The sequence below is a fragment of the Caulobacter sp. HMWF025 genome, from assembly GCF_003060965.1.
Classification (GTDB): Bacteria; Pseudomonadota; Alphaproteobacteria; order Caulobacterales; family Caulobacteraceae; genus Caulobacter.
The window spans coordinates 61,366-74,246 of sequence record NZ_QAII01000103.1; the positions used below are offsets into that span (position 1 = coordinate 61,366).

Below are 12,881 nucleotides of genomic sequence, written 5' to 3' on the forward strand. Positions count from 1 at the left end.
CGCCGCCGGCGTCGTCCTGATCCGCCTTAACCGGCCCGAAGCCCTCAACGCCCTGAACGCGGCCCTGCTGGGCGAGCTGGCCCAGGCGCTGGAGGCCGCCCAGGCCGACGACAGCATCGGCTGCATCGTGCTGACCGGCTCGGCCAAGGCCTTTGCGGCCGGCGCCGACATCAAGGAGATGGCCGACAAGTCCTATGCCGAGATGTTCAAGGCCGACTTCTTCACGGCCGGGGCCCGCGCCATCGAGCAGTGCCGCAAGCCGATCATCGCGGCCGTCTCGGGCTATGCCCTCGGCGGGGGCTGCGAGCTGGCCATGATGTGCGACTTCATCCTGGCCGCCGATACGGCCAAGTTCGGCCAGCCCGAGATCAATCTGGGCGTCGCGCCCGGCATCGGCGGCACCCAGCGCCTGACCCGCTTTGTCGGCAAGTCCAAGGCCATGGACATGATCCTGACCGGCCGGATGATGGGGGCCGAGGAGGCCGAGCGCTCGGGCCTCGTCAGCCGCATCTTCCCGGCCGAGACCCTGTTGTCCGAAACCCTGGCCGTGGCCGGCAAGATCGCCGCCCAGTCACCCCTGGCCGTGGCCATGAACAAGGAACTGGTCCAGGCCGCCTATGAGACCACCCTGACCACCGGCGTAGCCCTCGAGCGGCGCCTGTTCCATTCGCTGTTCGCCTTCGAGGACCAGAAGGAGGGCATGGCCGCCTTCGTCGGCAAGCGGAAGCCGCAATTCCAGGGCCGTTGACCCTGGGTCAGCCCGTTCGGCAGGCCGGTGGCGTCTTCAGCGCTCCGGTCTGAGCCACTTTCAGGGCCCGGGTGCGACCCCTCGCCGCAGGGTATTTCAAATGGGCGTAACAGCCCGTTGACCCCGGTCCACTGTTCCCGTATATCCGCGCGCTCAAGATTTTCCCTGCTTCGCGGCTGTTCCGCGCGGCTGTCCGTTTCGAGGTCCAACTCCATGGCCAACAATCCCGGCGCCAAGAAGGCGATCCGCAAGATCGCCCGTCGCACCGAGGTCAACACCGCGCGTCGTTCGCGTGTGCGCACCTTCCTCCGCAAGTTCGAAGACGCCCTGTCGGCCGGCGATGTCGCCGTTGCCAAGGCCGCCTTCATCGAGGCTCAATCGGAGCTGATGCGCGCGGTTTCCAAGGGCGTGGTTCACCCCAACACCGGCTCGCGCAAGGTCTCGCGCCTGGCCGCTCGCCTGAAGAAGCTGGACAAGGCCGCAGCCTAGTCAAAAGCTTCGAACGAACCCGGTTCGTTCAATAAAATCAAAGCATTACAGGAGCCGGTCGGAGCAATCCGACCGGCTTTTGCTTTGCGTCGAATTGCACGCATTTACCAAAAAACACCGTCCGAAATTTTGTCGACTTAACTATTCCCTTGCGGGGCGAGGAGCTCTCGCGAGTCAACAGAAATATCCGCGATCGGACGCAAGTTTTCCGTTTGACCGGCAGGGTCGGCTGGCTAGTTTAGGGACCTCAGCGCTCTTCCAGTTCATGGATGAAACGGTCGCGGCGGGGACCTGTTGGTCACCGCGTGAGGACCTGTGCGCGCTGAGAAAACCAACCGTTCGCCATGGGGGGCGGCGGCTGGGGAACGGTCGGATTGTTTTGCGCGAGGCGGTGGACTGATGACAATCAAGAGTGGGGTGGCGAGCCAGGACTTTTCGGCTGCGATTCCTGCGGTTGCCTGTGAGCCGGCCGGTGGCGTCTGGCACAAGGCGTGCGTGGCGCTGAAGCGCGAGCTGGGCGACGCCTCTTTCGGTTCGTGGATCGCCCCGGCCAGCCTGCGCGACGGCCCCTCGGGCGAGGTGGTTCTGGTCACCCCGACGGGCATTGCCCGCGACTGGATCCGTCGCAGCGCCTGGCGTCGCATCGGCGAGCTGTGGACCGCCCATGATCCCATGGCCCGCCGCATCGAGCTGATGTCGCGCCAGGAGTTTGAATCTGCGGTCGGCGCCTATGGCGACGTCGCCAAGGCCGAGCCCATCGAAATCGCCCTGCCGGTCTCGACCGACGCCCCGGCCCTGGCCCCCGTGCCGACCGGCAAGCCCTCGCGGACCCAGGGCCTGCAGGAACGCTTCACCTTCGAGACCTTCGTCCCGGGTCCGGCCAACGAGTTCGCCCATGCCGTGGCGCGCCGGATCGCCAACTGGGCCGACGGCCACTTCAACCCCGTCCTGTTCCACGGCCCCTACGGCTTTGGCAAAACCCACCTGCTCAACGCCCTGGCCTGGGAGGCCATGCGTCAGGCCCCGACCAAGCGCGTGGTCTATCTGACCGCCGAGCGTTTCCTGTCGACCTTCGTGCGCGCCGTGATGGATCGCCAGACGGCCGCCTTCAAGGAAGAGCTGCGCGCCGCCGACCTGCTGATCATCGACGACGTGCACTTCATCGCCGGCAAGCAGTCGACCCAGGAAGAGCTGTTCCACACCCTGACAGCGCTGGTCGAGGAAGGCCGCCGCGTCGTGTTCTCGTCGGACCGTCCGCCCTCGGCCATGACCGAGATGGACGCCCACCTGCGCTCGCACCTGTCGGCGGGTCTGGTCTGCGGCCTGGAGCCGGCCGACCGCTCGCTGCGGATGGGCATTCTGGAGCGCAAGATCCAGACCCTGTCGGCCGCCCACGGCTCCGAGCCGACCATGCGCCCGGACGTCCTGCAGTTCCTGGCCGACCGCTTCACCGACAGCGTCCGCGAGCTGGAAGGCGCGCTCAACACCCTGTCGGCCCGCGCCGGCGAGGGCCTGTCGCGCCTGACCCTGGAAGAGGTCCAGGCCATCCTGCGGCCGCATCTGCGGGCGGGTGAGAAGCGCATCACCATCGACGACATCCAGAAGGCCACCGCCGAGCACTACGGCATGAAACAGGCCGACCTGCTCAGCGAGCGCCGCAACCGCGCCATCGCCCGTCCGCGCCAGGCGGCCATGTGGCTGGCCAAGCAGCTGACCACCCGCTCGCTGCCCGATATCGGCCGGCGCTTCGGCGGTCGCGACCACACCACCGTCCTGCACGCCGTGCGTCGCATCGAGGCCCTGCGCCTCGAGGACAACGCCCTGAACCAGGACCTGGAGGTCCTGACCCGCAAGCTGCGCGGCTAGATCGGCGCGGTTGAAGACACCGGTTTCCGTAGGGTCATTGAGAAAGGTCGCTCCCGCAGGGGGCGGCCTTTTTCGGTTGAACAGTGCCCTGACGGTCTAGGCTGTGCGTCTTGCGGCCAGGGCGGAGGCTGGCGGCGTCATGGCGCCGGCCAGTGTCCGGGCAAAACCGGCGTGCGAGCCGCCCCGACGCCAGGCGAGGCCGATCGTGCGGCCGACCGCAAACTCGGGGGCTAGCGGGCGCGTTACGACGCCCGCAACGCCGTCGGCATGACTGGCCGGGGCGATGGCGAGGCCGACCCCGAGCTCCACCAGGGTCACCACCGCGTCCTCGTCGGCCGTCGAGGCCCGGATGTCCGGCCTTATGCCCAGACTGGAGAGCTGAGATTCCAGCCGGGCCTGCAGCCGGCACTGGGTGCGCTCGATCATCGGCTGCCCCTCCAGGTCCGACGGGCGCACAACCGTCTTGAAGCGGATGGGGTGGCCGGCCGGGGCCAGGACGACATAGGGCTCGTGCCAGACCGGCAGAAACTCCAGTCCATCGCCGAGGCAGCCTTCGGCACCGATCACGAGATCGGCCTGGTTCGGATCCGCGACGATGCGGGTCACGATGTCCGGCGAGGCTTCGTAGGCCGCCCGAAGGATCGGCGCCGCGCGGCGGAGGCTGATGTCGGGCTGGATATGGATCGACAGGGTGCGCGGGGCCCTGGCTCGAAACTCCCGCTCGATGGCCGTCGCCTCCGCCAGCAGACCCAGGGCCCGTCCGTGGAGGATTTCGGCGTCGCGGGTGGGAGCCAGGCCCTGCCGGCTGCGCACGAACAGCCGCACCCCCAGGCTCGCCTCCAGCCCCTGCAGCGCCGCCGTGATCGAGGGTTGGGAAATCGCGCAGCGACGCGCCGCTGCTGTCACCGACCGCTCCTCGAACGCGGCAACGAAGTAGCGGAGGGCTCTCAGATCGACCATGCCGTTCCATAGTTGAAATATCTAAAGAAGCTCAAAATAAGATATTATGCCGATGCCTGGTTCCGCAATAGGTTCGGACATCACAAGGAACCGCCGGTCATGACTGTTCGCAAATCCATCGGACGCTTCTGGGTTGGGGTGGCTGCCGCCCTGGCCATGGCGTCCAGCGCCGCCGCCGCTCCGAACAAGGGCGTGAGCTTCTCGATCATCAAGACCGGCAGCCGCCTGTCGCCCGAGTCGATGCTTTACCAGGGCGGGGGAAAGGCCAAGGTCGAGGTCGTCTACTCGGCCATCCTGGTTCGCCATGACGGCCAGGACTTCCTGTTCGATACGGGTCTCGGGGCGCGGATCGACGAGCAGTACGCCCGCGACATGCCGCGCTGGAAGCGGCCGTTCTTCTACTACGGCAAGCCCATCGTCCCGGCCCATGCCCAGCTGGCCAGGGCCGGTTTTCCCGCCGTGCGGCGTATCGTGCTGAGCCACAGCCACTGGGACCACGCCAGTGGCCTCGTGGATTTTCCGGGTGCCGAGATCTGGGTGACGAAACCCGAGCGAACCCTGATCGACAGGGCGGGTCACGGGGCCGACAGCATCTGGCCAAGTCAGGTCGGCGGCTCCGGCCTCGCCTGGACGTCGATCGACTTCAGGTCAGGGCCGTATCGGGGGTTCGAGCGCAGTCTCGACGTCTATGGCGACGGCACCGTGGTTCTCGTCCCGCAGTTTGGCCACACCGAGGGGTCGGTCGGCATGTTCGTGACGACGTCCTCAGGTCGACGCTTCTTCTTCTGCGGCGATACGGTCTGGTCCGCGGCGGCCATCGACGCCGCTCGGCCGAAGTTCTGGCTGGCCCAGGCCCTGGTGGATGCAGACGCCGGAAGCACGCTGTCCCAGGTCGAGAAAATGTCCGCCTTGCGCAAGCGTGACCCGGGCCTGACCATTGTTCCGGCCCACGACGGCAGGGTGCAGGCGCGTCTCGGCTATTTCCCCGGTTGGGTCGACTAGGCCGGCGAGGCCACCCCCGCCCTCACCCCAGCCGCGCCCGGCGCAGGGTCAGGTTGATCCGGCCGCCGCCGGGCACCAGGCTGGAGGAGCCGGCGATCACCCGGTCGACGCCGTGAAAGGCCAGCCGGGCGGGGCCGGACAGGCGGCAGACATCGCCGGACGCCAGTTTCAGGCTGCGGGTCGGGTCCTTGCGCGAGGTCCCGCCGATCCGGAACACGGCCGTGTCGCCCAGCGAGACCGACAGCACCGGAAACCGCAGATCGGCCTCGTCACGGTCCTGGTGCAGGCCCATGCGGGCGTCGCCGCGATAGAGATTGACCAGGCAGGCGTCCGCCGGAACCTCGGGGTCGCCCAGCTCGGCCCACAGCTCGGCCAGAACCGGCGGCAGGGCCGGCCACGGGGCACCCTTGCCCGGATGGCGGTCGGCATAGCGGTAGCCCGTCCGGTCGCTGACCCAGCCCAGGGGGCCCAGGCTGCTCATGGCCACGCTCATCGCCTTGCCGGAGGCCGTCTCATAGTGGCTGAAGGGCGCGGCCGAGGTGGCGGCGAGCACGGTCTCGACCAGCCCGGCCCGGGCCTCGGGGGTCAGCAGACCCGGCCAGAGATCGAAACCCGGAACGATGCAAAGCGGCCTGATCATTACGGATATTTAACACGCCGGATCACACCGGAAGGTGTTGTTTCGCGCACCGGCCAGTGGGGTCGGGTCGAAAGTTCCAGTCCAGGTCCGTGCATGCGTCGTCTTTTGTCCACTGCGGCCGTCGCCGCGCTTGTTTTCGCCGCTGGAAGCGCCCTCGCCGCCCCGGTGGCCAAGCCGGCCCCCGCCCTGACCGCCGCCACGGTCACGACCCAGCTGCCGCGTTCGGTCCGCCCCATCCACTATGATCTGGCCTTTACGCCCGACGCCGGCAAGCTGACCTTCACGGCCAGCGTCAAGATCACCATCGAGGTGGTCGAGCCCACCGCCACCGTCGCCCTGCAGGCCGCCGACCTGACCTTTGCCGGAGCGCAGATCGCCGGCGTCGGGTCCGCCACCATCAAGACCGACGACGAGGCCCAGACCGCCAGCTTCACCTTCGACCGGCCGCTGGCCAGGGGCCGGTACGTGCTGGCCATCGACTATGCCGGCAAGATCTACACCCAGGCCGCCGGCCTGTTCGCGCTCGACTACGAGACCGAAGCCGGCAAGAAGCGCGCCCTCTACACCCAGTTCGAAAACTCCGACGCCCGCCGGTTCATTCCGTCGTGGGACGAGCCGTTCTTCAAGGCCACCTATGACGTCGAGGCCACCATCCCCACCGGCCAGATGGCGCTGGGCAACATGCCGATCGCCAGCACCACCGATCTCGGCGGCGGCAGGAGCCGGGTGAAGTTCGCCACCTCGCCGAAGATGTCGACCTATCTGCTGTTTTTCGGCCTCGGCGAGTTCGAGCGCGCCACGGTCAAGGCCGCCGGCGTCGATGTCGGCGTGGTGACCAAGACCGGCGACACGCCCAAGGCCCAGTACGCCCTGAAGGCCGCCGCAGACCTGCTGCCCTGGTACAACAGCTATTTCGGCGCGCCCTATCCGCTGCCGGCCCTCGACAACATCGCCGCCCCGGGCCGCAGCCAGTTCTTCAGCGCCATGGAGAACTGGGGCGCGATCTTCTACTTCGAATACGCCATGCTGCTGGATCCCAAGATCTCCAGCCAGACCGACAGCCAGCGCGTCTTCACCACCGTGGCCCACGAGATGGCCCACCAGTGGTTCGGCGACCTGGTCACCATGGCCTGGTGGGACGATCTTTGGCTGAACGAGGGCTTCGCCTCGTGGATGGAGGGCCGGGCCACCGAGCACTTCCATCCCGAATGGAACGCCGCCCTGACCGCCGTCGGCGGGCGCGAATATGCCATGAGCCTGGATGCCCTGAAGACCACCCACCCGGTCGTCCAGCACGTCGAGACCGTCGAACAGGCCAGCCAGGCCTTTGACGGCATCACCTACCAGAAGGGCGAGGCGGTCATCCGCATGCTGGAGTCCTATGTCGGGGCCGAGGCCTGGCGGGACGGCGTGCGCGCCTACATGAAGAAGCACGCCCACGGCAATACGGTCAGTGACGACCTGTGGCGCGAGATCGAGACCGCCGCCGGCAAGCCGATCACCGGCATCGCCCACGACTTCACCCTGCAGCCGGGCGTGCCGCTGATCACGGTCACCGACCAGACCTGCGCCGCCGGCAAGACGACCCTGACCCTGACCCAGAGCGAGTTCAGCAAGGACCTGCCCGGCAAGACCCCGCTGACCTGGCGGGTGCCGGTGACCGTCCGCTCGGTCGACGGCGGCGTGGCCAAGACCCTGGTGACCGGCGGCAAGGGCTCGGTCACGGTCGCGGGCTGCGGTCCGGTGATCGTCAATGCCGGCCAGAGCGGCTATTTCCGCACCGTCTACGGCCCGACCCGCTTCAGCGGCGTGGTCCAGAGCTTTGCCAGGCTGCCGGCCATCGACCAGCTGGGCGTGATGTCCGACGTCTGGTCGCTGGGCCTGGCCGGCTATCAGGCCCCGACCGACTTCCTCGATCTGGCCCAGGCCACCCCGGCTTCGGCCGATCCGCAGGTGCTGTCCAAGATCGCCGGCGTGTTCGAGACCATCGACGGCTATTATGAGGGCATGCCGGCCGAGCGGGCCGCCTTCCGCAAGGTGGCCCTGGCCCGTCTCAACCCCCTGCTGGCCCAGGTCGGCTGGACCCCGAAGGCCGGTGAGCCCGACACCGTCGCCATCCTGCGCGGCGAGCTGATCGGTGCCCTGGGCGGCATGGGCGATCCGGACGTCCTGGCCGAGGCCCGCCGCCGCTTCGCCGCCGACAAGACCGACCCCTCGGCCATCCCCGGCCCGCTGCGCAAGGTCATCCTGACCGTTGTCGCCCAGCATGCCGACGCCGCCACCTGGGACACCATCCGGGCCCAGGCCCAGGCCGAGAAGACCCCCCTGGTCCGCGCCCAGCTCTATTCGCTGCTGGCCGATGCCGGGGACGAGGCCCTGGCCCGCCGGGCCCTGGAGCTGGCGCTCACCGAAGAGCCGGGCGAGACCCTGTCCAGCTCGATGATCTCAAGCGTCGCCGGCAGTCACCCGGAACTGGCCTTCGCCTTCGCCCTCGACCACAAGGATGCGGTGAACGGCAAGGTCGATTCCAGCTCGCGCACCCGGTTCATCCCGGCCCTCGGCGCCGCCTCGTCCGACCCGGCCATGGCCGACAAGATCCGCGCCTTTGCCGCCGCCAACTTCGCCGAGGGCTCGCGCAAGGACGCCGAGAAATCGGCTGCCGCCGTGCTGAACCGCGTCGCCATCCGGCAGAATCGTCTGCCGGCGATCACCGCCTGGCTGGCGCGCGCCGCGCACTGATCCAGGCCTGACCGACCGATCCAGGGGCTGCGCCGATCCGGCGCAGCCCTTTTTCGCTCCGGAACCGCAGATTCCCCTTCACGGAATGAGGGAATGGGCTTGCGGGCGGGCGGCTATCCCCCATATCCGGCGTCGAGCGGGGTTGACGGGCTCGTCAACTTCGAAGAACCCATTCTGCCCGCGCGGCCCAGGCCGTGCCGGAATGAATTTGGATCAACCGTTAGAGAGTCCGACCAGACGGGGACGGAGCGAGAAAAACCGGGGCGCTTGATCGTGAGGCCCTTGTCACCGCCGTCCGCCAACAGGAGCGACAGGTTCGTAAGATGAGCAAGATTATTGGTATCGACCTTGGCACCACCAATTCGTGTGTGGCCATCATGGACGGCAAGACCCCCAAGGTGATCGAGAACGCCGAGGGCGCCCGCACCACCCCTTCGGTGGTCGCCTTCCTCGAGGACGGCGAGCGCCTGGTCGGCCAGCCTGCCAAGCGTCAGGCCGTGACCAACCCGACCAACACCCTTTTCGCGATCAAGCGCCTGATCGGCCGCAATGCCTCCGACCCGGTGGTCGAGAAGGACAAGGCCATGGTCCCCTATGACATCGTCAAGGGTCCGACCGGCGACGCCTGGGTCAAGGCCCAGGGCAAGGACTACTCGCCGCAGGAAGTCTCCGCCTTCATCCTGCAGAAGATGAAGGAAGCCGCCGAAACCCATCTGGGCGAGCCGGTGACCAAGGCCGTGATCACGGTTCCGGCCTATTTCAACGACGCCCAGCGTCAGGCCACCAAGGACGCCGGCAAGATCGCCGGTCTGGAAGTCCTGCGCATCATCAACGAGCCGACCGCGGCTGCTCTGGCCTATGGTCTCGACAAGAACGACGGCAAGAAGATCGCCGTCTATGACCTCGGCGGCGGCACCTTCGACGTCTCGATCCTGGAAATCGGCGACGGCGTCTTCGAGGTGAAGTCGACCAACGGCGACACCTTCCTGGGCGGTGAAGACTTCGACCTGCGGATCGTCGACTACCTGGCCGACGAGTTCAAGAAGGAGCAGGGCGTCGACCTGCGCAAGGACAAGCTGGCCCTGCAGCGCCTTCGCGAAGAGGCCGAAAAGGCCAAGAAGGAACTGTCCTCGACCGCCCAGTACGAAGTGAACCTGCCCTTCATCTCGATGAATGCGTCGGGCCCGCTGCACCTGAACATCAAGCTGTCGCGCTCCAAGCTCGAAGCCCTGGTCGAAGACCTGATCGCCCGCACCATCGGTCCGTGCGAACAGGCCCTCAAGGACGCCGGCCTCAAGAAGAGCGACATCGACGAAGTGATCCTGGTCGGCGGCATGAGCCGCATGCCCAAGGTCCAGCAGGCGGTGCAGGACTTCTTCGGCCGCGAGCCGCACAAGGGTGTGAACCCTGACGAAGTCGTGGCCCTGGGCGCCGCCGTTCAGGCCGGCGTTCTGCAAGGGGACGTCAAGGACGTGCTGCTGCTGGACGTGACCCCGCTCACCCTGGGCATCGAAACCCTGGGCGGCGTGTTCACCCCGCTGATCGAGCGCAACACCACCATCCCGACCAAGCGCTCGCAGACCTTCTCGACCGCTGACGACAACCAGTCGGCCGTGACGATCCGCGCCTTCCAGGGCGAGCGTCCGATGGCTGCCGACAACAAGTTCCTGGGTCAGTTCGACCTGCAGGGCATTCCGCCGGCCCCGCGCGGCATCCCGCAGATCGAGGTGACCTTCGACATCGATGCCAACGGCATCGTCAATGTCCACGCCAAGGACAAGGCGACCAACAAGGAGCACTCGATCCGCATCCAGGCCAATGGCGGCCTTTCGGATGCCGACATCGAGCGCATGGTCAAGGAAGCCGAGGCCAACAAGGCTTCGGACGAAAAGAAGAAGGCCCTCGTCGAGGCCAAGAACCAGGGCGAGGCGATCGTGCACTCGACCGAGAAGGCCTTCGCCGAACACGGCGACAAGGTCGGCCCGGCCGAGAAGACCGCCATCGAGACCGGTCTGACCGAGCTGAAGTCGGCCCTGGAAGGCGAAGACGTCGAGGCCATCCAGGCCAAGACCCAGGCGCTGATCCAGGCCTCGATGAAGCTGGGCGAGGCCATGTATGCCTCGCAACAGGGCTCGGACGGCGATGACGCCGCTTCGGACGACGGCGTGGTCGACGCCGAGTTCGAAGAAGTCGACGACAACAAGCCGGCGGCCTAAGCCCCGCCATGCGCGCGCCGCGAAACGTTTGCCAGAAGATCGTTTCGCGGCGCGACCGCACAGGCTCGCGCGGTTTTGACGCCTTGCGTCACGGCCCGCGCCACTCCACCTCTACTGACTTCAACGCCTCTCCCGTGGGCCTGTTGGGCGCCAGACGCTGACGATGCGCGACTATTACGAAATTCTGGGCGTGACCCGGACCGCCGACGACGCGGCCCTGAAGTCCGCTTTCCGCAAGCTGGCGATGGAACACCATCCCGACCGCAACGGCGGTTGCGAAGAGGCCGGTGGCCGCTTCAAGGAAATCAACGAGGCCTATTCGATCCTGTCGGATCCGCAGAAGCGCGCCGCCTATGACCGCTTCGGCCATGCCGGCGTCAACGGCCCGCAGGGCGGCGGTGGCGGCGGGTTCAGCGGCGATCCCAGCGACATTTTCAGCGATGTGTTCGGCGACGTGTTCGGCGAGATGTTCGGGGGCGGTCGCCGCCCGTCGAACGGCCCGCAACGCGGCCAGGACCTGCGCTACGACCTCGAAATCTCCCTTGAGCAGGCCTATGCCGGGGCCGAGGTCGAGATCCGGGTTCCGGCGGCCATCACCTGCGAGGTCTGCGACGGCTCGGGCGCCAAGCCCGGCACCAGCCCGACGGTCTGCGGCACCTGCGGCGGGGCCGGCCGGGTCCGTGCCACCCAGGGCTTCTTCGCGGTCGAGCGCGGCTGCCCGCGCTGCGGCGGTTCGGGCCGACTGGTTCTGGACCCCTGCGCCAACTGCAACGGCCACGGCCAGGTGCGCCGCGAGCGCATCCTGTCGGTCCGTATCCCGGCCGGTGTCGATGACGGGGCCCGCATCCGTCTGGCCGGCGAGGGCGATGCCGGGGCCCGCGGCGGCCCGCGCGGCGACCTCTACATTTTCCTGTCTGTGATCCCGCACGAGCTGTTCGAGCGCGATGGTCTCGACCTGCTCTGCACCGTGCCGGTGCCGATGACCGTGGCCGCGCTCGGCGGCGAGATCGACGCCCCGTGCCTGATGGGCGGCGAGGCCTGCGACGGCACCTGCAAGATCGCCGTCAAGGTCCCCGAAGGCTCCCAGACCGGCAAGACCGTCCGCCTCAAGGGCAAGGGCATGCCGTCCCTGCGCAGCCGCCAGCGCGGCGACCTGGTGGTCGAACTGTTCGTCGAAACCCCGACCCACCTGTCGGCCCGGCAGAAGGAGCTCCTCAAGGAGCTGGCCGGCCTGTGCGACGACAAGCAGAACCCCAAGTCGGCCAATTTCGTCGGCAAGGCCAAGCGGTTCTGGGACGAGGTGACCGGGAGCTAGAACTCCCGGCTCTGACGACCCGGTTGTCGGGCGAGCCAGACCACCGCGACCAGCAGGGCGCAGGTGATCGCGAGCACCCCGGTGATCAGCAGCAGGTCACCGCCATCCAGCGGTGTGAGCGACGGCTCGGCCTGTCCGGTCTGGGAAGACTTCTCCCTCCGGTCCCAGGGCCAGGGGGATTCCGGCATCCTGAAGACGACCGGGATCGTCACGTTGACGGGCCTGGCATAGCCCTCGGGCGGTGGCAGCATCCGGAACTTCTGCGACAAGGCCACGGCCGCCAGGCCGAAATCCTCACCCTTCGGCGTCTCCGAAACCACCCGGCAATCGGCAAGCCGGCCGTCGGGGCGCACCGCGCAGTCGATGACCGCCTTGCCCTCGACGCGATGCCGGTCGGCATGGGCCGGATAGGCCCACTCCATATCCTGGCTCGTCGGCTTCTCCAGCCAGTCCGGCTTGTAAGGCCGCTCCGGACCCGGACCGCCTCCCGCAGATGCAGCCATGCTCACCTCCCAACCTGAGCGCGATCTGGCATGAAGTTCTGTCGGCGGGCTAGGGGCAAATCCGGCGTCGGGTTTCATGAGGAATGCGAGGGCGGGATTCCGACCCTAAGGCGACTCTCGGATCCTAACTCCACAAATGCCGCCGCTTCCCGCGCGCTACTTGAACGAGGTTGATTAAGGTCCAGAGCCACAAAAGCAGAATGCTTAGCCCGCCAAGGCTAGCTGGCAAGACCTCAGCCACCAGAAGCCCAAGCACGACGAGGGCACCTATGGACCATATGACGACGTAGACCGAGGCGGCTTTCCACTTGCTCATGGGAGCAGCATGGCCCGGCTGTCCAAAGTCAGCAACCCACCCTTCCCGAAGCCCGCTTCCAGCCACCCCGCCTGCCCCATCGGGCGT

At 67.4% G+C, this 12,881-nt stretch carries 9 protein-coding genes and 1 pseudogene; 7 read left to right on the top strand and 3 right to left on the bottom strand.

Annotated elements, in window-relative coordinates; all coding sequences use genetic code 11:
* The 3 genes from DBR10_RS11345 to dnaA form a co-directional block, all read left to right on the top strand.
* A partial coding sequence (locus DBR10_RS11345; RefSeq protein WP_233243383.1) for an enoyl-CoA hydratase-related protein occupies window positions 1-748 on the top strand: 748 nt, incomplete at its 5' end.
* A 213-nt stretch (window positions 749-961) separates the two neighbouring features.
* Window positions 962-1,237, top strand: coding sequence for a 30S ribosomal protein S20 (rpsT, locus tag DBR10_RS11350; protein WP_108489594.1), 276 nt, complete (start codon window positions 962-964; stop codon window positions 1,235-1,237).
* Window positions 1,238-1,636: 399 nt separating this feature from the next.
* Window positions 1,637-3,103 carry a chromosomal replication initiator protein DnaA gene (dnaA, locus tag DBR10_RS11355; protein ID WP_108506215.1) on the top strand — a complete coding sequence of 489 codons (1,467 nt, stop codon included), beginning with the start codon at window positions 1,637-1,639 and terminating at the stop codon, window positions 3,101-3,103.
* A 96-nt stretch (window positions 3,104-3,199) separates the two neighbouring features.
* On the opposite strand, the gene DBR10_RS11360 is transcribed toward dnaA, so the two are convergent.
* Window positions 3,200-4,063: a LysR family transcriptional regulator gene (locus DBR10_RS11360; RefSeq protein ID WP_108506216.1), complete on the bottom strand. Its 864-nt coding sequence runs from the start codon at window positions 4,061-4,063 to the stop codon at window positions 3,200-3,202.
* 99 nt (window positions 4,064-4,162) lie between these two features.
* Here DBR10_RS11360 and DBR10_RS11365 point away from each other — a divergent pair, with 99 nt between their 5' ends.
* Window positions 4,163-5,065: an MBL fold metallo-hydrolase gene (locus tag DBR10_RS11365; RefSeq protein ID WP_108506217.1), complete on the top strand. Its 903-nt coding sequence runs from the start codon at window positions 4,163-4,165 to the stop codon at window positions 5,063-5,065.
* 22 nt (window positions 5,066-5,087) lie between these two features.
* On the opposite strand, the gene DBR10_RS11370 is transcribed toward DBR10_RS11365, so the two are convergent.
* Entirely contained in the window at window positions 5,088-5,705 is a 618-nt protein-coding gene (locus tag DBR10_RS11370; protein WP_108506218.1) for an alpha-ketoglutarate-dependent dioxygenase AlkB, read from the bottom strand.
* A 93-nt stretch (window positions 5,706-5,798) separates the two neighbouring features.
* On the opposite strand from DBR10_RS11370, the gene DBR10_RS11375 reads away from it, so the two are divergent.
* From DBR10_RS11375 to dnaJ, 3 genes and pseudogenes are all read left to right on the top strand, one after another.
* Window positions 5,799-8,444, top strand: a complete 2,646-nt coding sequence (locus DBR10_RS11375) for a M1 family metallopeptidase (protein ID WP_108506219.1) — start codon at window positions 5,799-5,801, stop codon at window positions 8,442-8,444.
* Between the two features lie 320 nt (window positions 8,445-8,764).
* Window positions 8,765-10,660 (top strand): annotated as a pseudogene (dnaK, locus tag DBR10_RS11380) (molecular chaperone DnaK); the annotation flags it as partial.
* Window positions 10,661-10,823: 163 nt separating this feature from the next.
* Window positions 10,824-11,975 carry a molecular chaperone DnaJ gene (dnaJ, locus tag DBR10_RS11385; RefSeq protein WP_108506221.1) on the top strand — a complete coding sequence of 384 codons (1,152 nt, stop codon included), beginning with the start codon at window positions 10,824-10,826 and terminating at the stop codon, window positions 11,973-11,975.
* On the opposite strand, the gene DBR10_RS11390 is transcribed toward dnaJ, so the two are convergent.
* The gene (locus DBR10_RS11390; RefSeq protein WP_233243384.1) at window positions 11,972-12,478 is read right to left on the bottom strand and encodes a TonB family protein; all 507 of its coding nucleotides are present in this window, start codon (window positions 12,476-12,478) and stop codon (window positions 11,972-11,974) included. The two genes, dnaJ and DBR10_RS11390, sit on opposite strands and share 4 nt — an antisense overlap.
* Window positions 12,479-12,881 lie beyond the last annotated feature (403 nt).

Coding starts and splice junctions, on each gene's coding strand:
- rpsT (WP_108489594.1), top strand. CDS start 962: ATGGCCAACAATCCCGGCGCCAAGAAGGCGATCCGCAAGATCGCCCGT.
- dnaA (WP_108506215.1), top strand. CDS start 1,637: ATGACAATCAAGAGTGGGGTGGCGAGCCAGGACTTTTCGGCTGCGATT.
- DBR10_RS11360 (WP_108506216.1), bottom strand. CDS start 4,063: ATGGTCGATCTGAGAGCCCTCCGCTACTTCGTTGCCGCGTTCGAGGAG.
- DBR10_RS11365 (WP_108506217.1), top strand. CDS start 4,163: ATGACTGTTCGCAAATCCATCGGACGCTTCTGGGTTGGGGTGGCTGCC.
- DBR10_RS11370 (WP_108506218.1), bottom strand. CDS start 5,705: ATGATCAGGCCGCTTTGCATCGTTCCGGGTTTCGATCTCTGGCCGGGT.
- DBR10_RS11375 (WP_108506219.1), top strand. CDS start 5,799: ATGCGTCGTCTTTTGTCCACTGCGGCCGTCGCCGCGCTTGTTTTCGCC.
- dnaJ (WP_108506221.1), top strand. CDS start 10,824: ATGCGCGACTATTACGAAATTCTGGGCGTGACCCGGACCGCCGACGAC.
- DBR10_RS11390 (WP_233243384.1), bottom strand. CDS start 12,478: ATGGCTGCATCTGCGGGAGGCGGTCCGGGTCCGGAGCGGCCTTACAAG.